This is a genomic window from Streptomyces sp. SM1 (assembly GCF_002910825.1).
GTDB lineage: Bacteria > Actinomycetota > Actinomycetes > Streptomycetales > Streptomycetaceae > Streptomyces > Streptomyces okerensis.
Map to the genome: position 1 here is coordinate 1 of NZ_NEUB01000168.1, position 1,295 is coordinate 1,295.

Sequence of the window (1,295 nt, forward strand, 5' to 3'; positions counted from 1 at the left end):
TGCAGCGGCGGGCCGCGGCGGACGAACCCGAGGGCGGCGCGGGCGTGCGCCAGGCCGTTCGCTGGCTCGGGCATGTGCTGAGGCGCCCCTACTGGGTGTGGGGTGCGGCGATGCTGGCACTGACGACCGTGCTGCAGGCGGCCGCCCTGAGTCTGGGCAGTCTCGCGCTGGTGCAGCCGCTGATGGCCGCCGAACTGCTGTTCACCCTCGTCGTCGGCAGTGTGGTGTTCCACCGTCGTCCGGACCGCAGGACCTGGATGGCGTTCGCCGCCCTCGCCGCCGGGCTGGCGGCCTTCCTGACCTCGGTCGCTCCGACGGCCGGCCGGGACACCGCGTCCGCGGAGCAGTGGCTGCTGTCCTCGGCAGCGGTACTGGGTGCCGTGCTGGTGCTGGTGACGACGGCCCGCGCGGTGCGGGGCGCGCCGCGCGCGGCCCTGTTCGGGCTGGCCTCCGCCGTGTCGTTCTCACTGACGGCGGCGCTGCTCAAGGAGGTGACCGGCAGGTTCCCGGACGGCCCGGCCGCCGTGCTGGCGACCTGGCCCCTGTACGCCACCGCCGCCGCGGGAGTCGTCGCCTTCCTGTTGCTCCAGAGTGCCTTCCGGGCCGGGACCCTGGCCGCCTCCCAGCCCGCCCTGACCCTCGGGGACGCGCTGACGAGCGTGGCGCTGGGGTGGGCGCTGTTCGGGGAGCAGATCACCCTCGGGGTGCGGGTGGTGCCCGCGGTGATCGGCGTGGTGCTGATGGGCGCGGGCGCCGCCGGACTGGCCCGTGCCCCGTCGGTCTCCGGAGACTGGGACACGGCGTCGCGGCGTCCGGATACCGACTCGCCCCGGCCGGTCCGGTAGACGCGGGGAGAGGAGCCGGCAGCCGATGGGTACGTCCCGTGGTCACTCGCCCGCCCGGCGCACGGCAGCCGCGCTGGCTCCGGCCGCCGCCGTCGCCGCGGCGCACATCCTCCCGGCAGCCACCTGGCTGCCCGCGGTGCGCCGCCGTTTCCCGCGTCTCGCCGGCGAGGGACACCCCGGCCACGTCGCCCTGACCTTCGACGACGGCCCCGATCCCGAATCCACCCCGCGCTTCCTCGACGCGCTGGAGGTGCTCGGGGTCCGGGCGACCTTCTTCGTCCTCGGCGACAGCGTCGTACGGCATCCCTCCGTGGTGCGCGAGACCGTCCGCCGCGGGCACGAACTGGCCGTCCACGGCTGGAGCCACGACCGCCCCTGGCTCCCCGGCCCGGCGGAGGACGCGCGCGCCTTCGCCGCGAGGAACTCCACCGAGACCCCGAGGAGCCGGCC

At 76.0% G+C, this 1,295-nt stretch carries 2 protein-coding genes; both read left to right on the forward strand.

Annotated features, from left to right (window positions below; all coding sequences use genetic code 11):
- A partial coding sequence (locus B9S61_RS03710) for a DMT family transporter (protein WP_103540897.1) occupies positions 1-845 on the forward strand: 845 nt, incomplete at its 5' end.
- A 25-nt stretch (positions 846-870) separates the two neighbouring features.
- On the forward strand, positions 871-1,295 hold a 425-nt coding region (locus B9S61_RS03715; protein WP_181007219.1), incomplete at its 3' end, for a polysaccharide deacetylase family protein.